General features: G+C 36.9%; 3 protein-coding genes. All 3 read left to right on the top strand.

Annotation, left to right across the window (positions count from 1 at the left end; all coding sequences use genetic code 11):
* Positions 1 to 1841 (top strand): MucBP domain-containing protein (locus HMPREF2613_RS05645; RefSeq protein ID WP_148129939.1); only part of this gene is annotated, 1841 nt, incomplete at its 5' end.
* Between the two features lie 303 nt (positions 1842 to 2144).
* Positions 2145 to 5231, top strand: coding sequence for a YSIRK-type signal peptide-containing protein (locus HMPREF2613_RS05640; RefSeq protein ID WP_070479604.1), 3087 nt, complete (start codon positions 2145 to 2147; stop codon positions 5229 to 5231).
* Positions 5228 to 9245: mucin-binding protein (locus HMPREF2613_RS11545; protein WP_315940749.1), on the top strand; the 4018-nt coding region annotated here is incomplete at its 3' end. The genes HMPREF2613_RS05640 and HMPREF2613_RS11545, both read left to right, overlap by 4 nt.

The raw sequence follows: 9245 nt of genomic DNA, 5'->3' as shown, positions 1-9245 counted from the left end.
CAGGACAAGTAGTCGTTAACTACCAAACAGAAGATGGAACTCCATTAGTAGGTGTTGATGCAGCTGGTGCAAATGTTGCTTCAGGTGCAAAAGACACTGTAGACGGACGTCCAGGATCAGACTACAACACTGCGGATAACGATATGAAACCAACTCGTATCACAACTGCAGAAGGTAAAGTCTACGAACTAGTACCAACAGCAACTAAAGGTGATGAAACTGGTAAAGTTGTAGCGGGTGAAACGAAAGAAGTAACCTACGTTTATAAAGAAGTAACTGGTGATGTAGTCGTTCACTACGTTGATACAGAAGGTAACGTAATCGCTGACGATAAAGAAGATACAAAAGGTGCCTCTCTAAACGCTAAATACGATACAACTGACAACAAACCAGAGAAAATCGAAAAAGACGGAACTGTTTACTACTTAACAGAAAAAGCTGTTAAAGACGATTCTAAACCAGAAAACGGAGACGTAGTAGAAGGTAAGACTGAAGTAACTTACGTTTACGAAAAAGCAGGACAAGTAGTCGTTCACTACACTGATGAAAAAGGTAACACAATCCAAGTGGATGCTGTTGATACAAAAGACGGTAAACCAAAATCAGACTACAACACTGCTGATAACGATATGAAACCAAACCGTATCACTACTCCAGAAGGAAAAGTATACGAATTAATCCCTCAATCAACTAAAGGTGATGAAACAGGTAAAGTTAAAGCTGGAGAAACTACAGAAGTAACCTACGTTTATAAAGAAGTTACTGGTGATGTAGTCGTTCACTATGTTGATACAGAAGGAAATACATTAGCTGAAGATACGAAAGATGTAGAAAATGGATCACTAAGTGATAAATATGATACAACTGACAACAAACCAGCTAAACTTGAAAAAGATGGTACAGTTTACTACTTGACAGCTAAAGAATTGAAAGACGGTTCTAAGCCAGAAAACGGTGCTGTTGTAGAAGGAACTACAGAAATCACTTATGTATACGAAAAAGCAGGAAACGTTCTTGTTCATTACGTAGACGAAGCTGGAAACACTCTTCAAGCAGATGCTGTTGATACTAAAGACGGTAAACCAGGAGCTGCGTACAACACTACTGATAACGATATGAAACCAACTCGTATTACAACTCCAGAAGGAAAAGTATACGAATTAGTCCCAGCATCAACTAAAGGTAACGAAAACGGAAGTGTTGAAGCAGGTAAAACAACAGAAGTAACATATGTGTACAAAGAAGTAAAAGGAAACGTCGTCGTTCATTATGTAGACGAAGCGGGTAACACAATCGCAGAAGACGTTAAAGATACTACAGACGGATCAGTAAGCTCAGCATATGACACAAGTGACAACAAACCAGCTACAATCACTACGAAAGATGGAAAACTATACGTATTAGTACCAACTTCAACTAAAGGTGATGAAAATGGTAAAGTAACAGAAGGAACAACAGAAGTAACTTACGTTTATAAAGAAGTCAAAGAAGGTACTACAAATGGAGGCTCACTCACTCCATCTCAACCAGGTTCTCCATCAACACCTTCAACAAACCCAACAAGTCCGGTGAAACCGACAGACCCAAGTCAACCAACAACACCGGTTGCTCCGGCTAATCCAACTAACCCAACAACACCGGCTAACCCAGCAACTCCAACGATGCCATCAGCACCAGTAAATGGTAAAGCACCACAAGCTCCAGCAGCTTCATCAGAAGCTAAAGGACAAGCTGAACTTCCTAATACTGGTACAGAAGACCATGCTAGCCTAGCAGCACTTGGACTTTTAGGTGTCTTGAGCGGATTTGGGCTTGTTGCTCGTAAGAAAAAAGAAGACTAAATCTAATTAGATTTTCTGATAAGAATAAGGAGTAGGATATCATATCCGCTCCTTTTTCTATGTAAATATGAGGTAATTTTTAATCTTTTTTGAAAGTTGTTAATCATATTTCTGAAGCTATTAATTATCTTTGCTTTTTTATATATTAACATCGATTAAAATATCGAATTGCTTGACATAATGAATGGATAGAGTTATTATGTTTATTATACAATAGGTGAAGTCAGGGATTTTCTTAGTATCAATTTGAGGATTTTACTGACTTTTCTTGATGTAAATAAAAATATAAGTAAAGGAGTAGTAATGTACTCACGAATAAAAAAATATCATGGACAAAAAGTTCAACGATTTTCAATCCGAAAGTATAGTTTTGGTGCAGCATCAGTAGCGATTGCAGCGCTTATGATGTTTGGAGGTGGAGCCACTGCAAAAGCTGACACTATTCAAGGAAACGATGCAAGAACGAGCTCAAATTTGTCTAATCAACAGTCATCGCCATCTCAAGAAAACCTAAATCACGAAGAGAATGTTTCGAGCTCTGATGCTAAGGGAAAAGAAATTCCTTCTAAAGATCCAGTTTCTAAACCAGTAGTAACTTCAGCTGAAGCTTTAGTTAATGAAGATAGGGTAGCACCAGAAAATATTGCAAAGGTAGACTTCAGTAAGTTATCAGAAGCGATTTCACGTATTCAATCAGCTATCGATAAAGTTGAAATTAGTAATAAAACATCAAAAACTATTGAGGATGCAAAGGCAGCACTATTAGAAGCTCAAGCTTTATCAGCAAATGATAAAGCAACTCAGGCAGAGGTAGATAAAACTGTTGCAAGATTAGGAGAAAAGGCTTTTGTAATTGAGAGCATGCCCAAAGTGTCTCCTGCTGTAGAAGATAAATCAGAAACAGAAGCTAAAGTAGAAAAAACAAATAAAAACCAAGATCCACGAAACGGAAAAGCAATTCCTGGTAAAGGGGAAAGTGGGTTTAGAGCGACTCCTACTGGTGTAGGGGAACAAGCAGCGGAAGGTCCTACAAGTAATAATAAGAGGGGGGTAGGAGCTAACCCAGTAGATAACGTTATTTCAAGTTTGAAAAATCAATTTGGGGATATTGATTTCAATACTCCAGATGTTGAAACAAAATCCGCAACTGTTGAAAATCAATATTCAAGAAATAATGCTAGTAGTCCAAATCCAGCCCCAGTGAAGTTAGGGAAAATTACTTACAATTGGAAAGAAAAACGAATAGAAAATGAAATTGATGGTTGGAAGATAGAAGGGACAAATAATTATGTAACAGCTATCAAACCTGAAGCTCCAACAGAAGTTGCGGCTGATAGACCTGCTGGATTTGAACCAAAACCATCTAAAGTTTACGATAATAATGGAAGTATTGATAGACAGTATAACGATACTCCTACTCCAGACAATCCTTTAGCGCCTAATAAAGCTAATCAAAACTATGCAAATGGTGTCAACTACTCAAGTGTACCTGGTATTCCTTTAAATAATGCAGAACATTCTGCTGTCGGTAAAGGCTATTATATTCAGTTAAATAAAAAAGGTACACAAATTTCGAAAGAATTTAATGTCAATCCGAATTCTAGATTATATCTTAGTGCATTAACGGGTGGTGCCTATGGGAATATGGGTACTGCTGGTACTGGTGAAAAAGTAGAAATTACCGTTACAGATGCAGACACAGGTGAAGTTTTAACAACACTGAAAGATGCGAATAATAATAGTGAAACAACACACGTTTCAACTCCGTATGGTGATGGAGGGAATGGTAATGGTTTCGGATTCTGGAGAACGATTATTAATACTCCAAATACGACTAAAAAAATTAAAATAACAATTAAGGCACTAGAGGATGGACCAGCATTTAAAAAGACCTATCCAGTAAATGGTAAATCAGAAATTGAAGATGGATATTTTGTAGGTGGGGTCAACTTAGCTGTTGGTGCTGCATTAGAAATGACAACAGATGTTGTTCGTAATAAGGCTACATCCTCTTATGGAGAAGACACTCTCTATAAAGACAAAGAATCCGGTCAATTAAGAGTTACTGTGAAAAACGTTGGTGGGTTACCAACGTACGGCGCTTATGAATACACAATTAAAATTCCTGAAGGTGTCGAATTAAAAGATTCTCTAAAAAAAGCAAATGAATGGAATTGGCCTGGTCCTTTCCAAGTCGTATCGTATGATGAAGCAACAAGAACGCTTAGATTGAAATTCAATGCAGGGGATTCAGATCCAGCAAAGAATGGGACAAGAACATTCGGTATTGATTTCACAACGGCAAAAAATTTCAAAGGGACAGCTACTTTTAAGGTAACTGCAGAAATTAAAGAAGGATTTACAGATTTACAAGGCAACAGAGTATTAGAAAATACAGGTGTTGTAAATCCAAATAGTCCATATAGAAATACATTCAATGCTCTAGGAAATACAGACAATCCAGATTACTACTACAACAAAACAATTTACATCGATACGATTAAACCAGTAACTCCTACTGTGGAACCAGTTCATACTGATAGCATTAATGGAGAAAAAACTGATAAAAATCAACCAACAGAATTATTAATTTCTGTTCCAACAGAAAAAGATACTAATTTAACAGATGTACCTAGAGAAAAACAAGATATCGCTGACAATGATAGAAACAATGGAACGGACCGTGATGCTGATACTGAGGTAGACAATATTAAAGAAGCTATTGGTGGAGTAACTTCAATGAAAGTTACGTTACCAAATAGTAAAACTCCAATTACTTTAAATAAAAAAGAAGATGGTTGGTATATTGGTGAAACAAAAGTTGAAGTACGCGATGGTAAATTAGTTGTTCCAGTTCCAAAAGGAACAGATTTGACAGAAGCGAATGAGACAACAAATCCTGACAAACGTATCAAAGTTACTGTGCTTGATAAAGCAGGTAACGAATCAGATCCAGCTTATGCTAATGTTCTAAACGAAGCTCCAACAGTAGCAGTTGAGAAAAAAGATTTATATGTTTATAAAACCAAAGAAGCTGACAAATGGAATAATGATAAAGTTCTAGAAAAAGCGAAACCATCAGCAACAGACTTAGAAGATGATCGTGATGGAGTTGATTCTACTAAACCAACAGTCGCAGTAAGTGATGCAGGTAATCTAGATACAACTAAAGTTGGAGATTACACTGTAAAAGTTCAATCAACTGATAGCGAAGGTAAGAAATCAACAGAAACAACTGTTAATGTTCATGTCTTAGACCTAATTAAAGTAGATCCAACAGTAACAACTGATCCAACGGATCCAAGTACAACATCTCCTGTATCTCCCAAAGCACCAGATACACCAGTGAAACCTGGAGATGAAATCTCGGTAAATATCCAGCTGGAATAACACGTGAGGACTTAGTTAAAGAAGTAACTCGTACTATTAAGTATCTAAAAGAAGAAGATGCAAACAAAGATAATGCTACTCCTTTATATGCTGAAAAGGTGCAAAAAGTAACTTACAAACGTACAGCAACCGTTAACCCTGAAACAAAAGAAGTAACTTACTCTGATTGGGAAGTCTATAATGAAGCTGATAAATTAACGGATGCTACAGTAGATGGAACAAAAGGTAAATTCAATGCTGTAGAATCACCAGTAGTAGAAAATTACTTATTAGTAAAAGAAGCAGATAAAACAGTAGCTGAAAAAGAAGCACCAGTTCCTACACAAGATGGAACTGTTACTCCAGAAGTAACAAAAGTTCTTTATAAAGAAATTGGTTCATTTACTCCTAAATATCCAGAAGGTAAGAAACCAAATGGTGCTCAAGATAAAATTCCTTATCCAAATAACCCAAATGATCCAACAGTTCCAGGAGATTTTAGTACTGTAACAATTCCATACGTTCCAGGCTATACTCCAGTTTATAATGGAAAAGAATTGACACCGAAAAATCCTAATGATCCAACTCAAGGATATAAAGTGCCAGATGGATTTACACCAACGGATAAATTCGGAGAATCACCAATTACATATATACCTTCTACTCAAACAGCTAAAGTAGTGATTGAGAAGAAAGTCGATGGAGCTGCAAATGAAGTGGTTTCTAGCTTTGATTTAACTGGTAAATCTGGTTCAGAATTACCAGCAAGTACAGATGTTGAAAACAAAATCAAAGAACTGAAGAATCAAGGTTATGAAGTAGAAAGTGATGACTATCATACTCAGGATAATCATCATCCAACATTTGATGATAAAGAAGACATCAATGCCCAAGATGGTACACCAGCACCATCTCAAACATTTAAAATTGTTGTTAAACCTAGAATCATTGAAGTACCTTCATCAACACCTCATGAAAAAGACAGCCCAGTAGATCCTAATGGAGAGAATCCAGAATTGAAATGGCCTGAAGGCTTGGCTGAATCTGACTTGAATACGACCGCTAAACGTGTGATTTCTTATGTGAAGAAAGATTCTGATACAGCACCTGAAGTAAAAGTTAAGGATGATACTGTTCAAACGGTGCCATTTACAAGAAAAGCGACTGTTAATCTTGTCACAAAAGAAGTAAGCTATACAGATTGGGAAAGTCCTAATAAAACATGGGATAAAGTTGGAGTAGATGTTTTACTAGGATATATTGCTGATAAAAAGGAAATTCCTGCTAAAGAAGCAGCAACCCCTGCAAAAGATACAAAAGTAATCCCTGATGAAACTGATAAAGTTACTTATACGAAAATTGGAAGCTGGATTCCTGTTGATCCAACCACTGGTAAGGATGGGGATCCGATTCCATTCCCTAACGATCCAAACGATCCAACCAAGACTGGTGAAATTACACAAATTATCCCTCATAAAGATGGATATACTCCAAAAGATGGAAATGGTACACCATTAGAACCAGTCAATCCTGCAAATCCAGAAGAAGGATATAAACCACCACAAATTACGGATCCAAAAGCAAACATCAAGATTACCTATGAAAAAGACGATCAAAAAGCAAAAGTAAAATTTGTTTCAGTAGATGATGAAGGTGTTGAAACACCATTAGATACGAAATATAATATTGATGATCTTACTGGTAAATCAGGAGATAAAATTCCAGAAGAAAAAGTTCAAGCACGTGTTGATGTTTTGAAATCTATGGGATATGATGTTGTAGATAATCCATTTGATCAGGATCCAACATTTGATACTAAGAAAGAAATAGATCAAGAGTTTACAATTAAAGTTAAACCACAAGTTTCAACTGCAAAACCTGTTTATGTAGTAGAAGGAGATAAACCATCTTCAGAAAAATTAAAAGATGCTGTTACTACTAAAGGAAATGAGAAAACAGTAGATGAAACTAAACTTCCTGATACAACTGATAAAGTTGGGGATGACACATTAACAGCTCCTGTGACAGTGACATATGGTTCAGGGGATAATAAACGTGAAGAAACTGTTAATGTACCGATTAAAGTTGTTGAAGGATATCCACAAATTGTCCCAGTAGATCCAAAAGAAGCTCCAAAAGCAGAAGATAGTATCAATCCAGATGATTATCCAGCTGGTTCTAAATTCACTTACGAAAAAGAACCAGATACAACAACACCTGGAGATAAAGAAGTTAAGATTATTGTTACTGATGAAAATGGAAATGAACTAGTAAGAGTTCCAGCAACAGTACGTGTAGTTGACAGTATTCCACAATACGTTGTGGCTGATAAAGCTAATAAACAACCAGAAGCTAAACAAAGTATCACACCGGGTGAATATCCAGACGGAACGGAATTTACTTATGAAACTCCAGTAGATACAACTACATCGGGAGAGAAAGATGTAGTCGTTGTGGCTAAAGTTGGTGAAGATACGATTGTTAAAGTTCCAGCTAAAGTTGTGGTAGTAGATCCTGAAGTGCAATATGTATTTGAAAATCCTCAAAATACACAACCAGATCCATCTGAAAGCATTAATCCTGATCAATATCCAGACGGAACTAAGTTCACCTATAAAGATGGTGATGTAGATACAACAACACCTGGAGATAAGAAAGTAACAGTAGTTGCGAAAGATGGTGAAGATAAACTTGTAGAAGTCCCTGCAGTTGTGAAAGTATTACCAGTTGTTAAACCAACGGGAGTAACAGTACTTAAAGATAGCACAGATTTAGAAACAATGGTTAAAGCAAAAGCTCAAGAAGTAGTGGATGCATTACCAAAAGATAATATTCCTGCAGGTGTAACAGTAACTGTTAAAGAAGTGAAAGAAAAACCTGAAACAACTGCTACAGGAGAACAAAAACCAGCTAAGGTAGTTATTGAATATACTGATGAAAAAGGAAACGTTATTGGTACTAAAGAAGTAGAAGTCCCAGTAACAGTAGTTGGATCAACAACTAAACGAGTAGTCGTGTTTGAAGGTGATAAACCAACGAAAGCTGAAGATGCCGTAACACCAGGACAAGGCGGGACAGTTGGTAAACCAACAACATTACCAGAAACAACTGGAAAAGCAGGAACTACAGATGTAACAGTCGAAGTTCCAGTAACTTACGAAGGAATTAAAGATCTAGAGAAAGTAATAGTACCAGTAACAGTATTGCCAGTTGCTAAAGGTGAAGTAACAGTACCAAAAGGTGAAACTACAGATAAAGTTAAAGAAGTAGCTAAAGCTAAAGCGGAAGAAGTAGCAAACTCAGCAGATTTCAAAGCTAAATTACCAGATGGTGCCAAAGATGTAGAAGTTGGAGCGATTACAGAAGAAGTGCTTGCAACCATTACATCGGAAGCAGGAACAAACAAAGGAACTGTAAAAGTCCCAGTAACCTATACAGTAGATGGCGTTAAGTATACAAAAGATGCAGAAATTACTGTAAATGTCGTTGGTTCAAATGCTGATCAAGTATACGTTGTTGAAGGCGACAAACCTGAAATAGCTAAAGTAAAAGATGCAGTAACACCAGGACAAGGTGGAACAGTACAAGATCCAACAGAAGCTGATTTACCAGATACAAAGGATAAAGTTGGAGCAACCGATGTAACAGTACCAACTAAAGTTAAGTATGCAAATGGTGAAGAGACAGTAAAAGTCCCAGTGACAGTATTACCAAAAGTAACCCCAGAAGGTGTAACAGTTCTTAAAGATAGTGATAAGCAAGAACTAGAAAAAGCTATTAAAGAACAGGCTGAAAAAGCAGCTAATAACGTGAAGGGGCTTCCATCAGGAGTTACTGTAACAGTTACAGAAGTTAAAACAGGAACAGTACCACCTACAGCAACAGTTGGTGTACAAATCCCAGCGACAGTAGTGGTAGAGTATGTGAAAGATGGTAAAGTAGTTGCGACTAAAGAGGTACCTGTACCTGTTAACGTAGTAGAAGTCGTTCCAGTCTCAATAGAGACACCAGTCACCTCTACCCCATTAACACCAG

Source organism: Streptococcus sp. HMSC070B10 (assembly GCF_001808665.1).
In the GTDB taxonomy this organism is placed as follows: domain Bacteria; phylum Bacillota; class Bacilli; order Lactobacillales; family Streptococcaceae; genus Streptococcus.
The sequence above is the reverse complement of the archived record's forward strand: the minus strand, read 5'-3'. Positions and strand labels throughout refer to the sequence as shown.

Coding starts and splice junctions, on each gene's coding strand:
- HMPREF2613_RS05640 (WP_070479604.1), top strand. CDS start 2,145: ATGTACTCACGAATAAAAAAATATCATGGACAAAAAGTTCAACGATTT.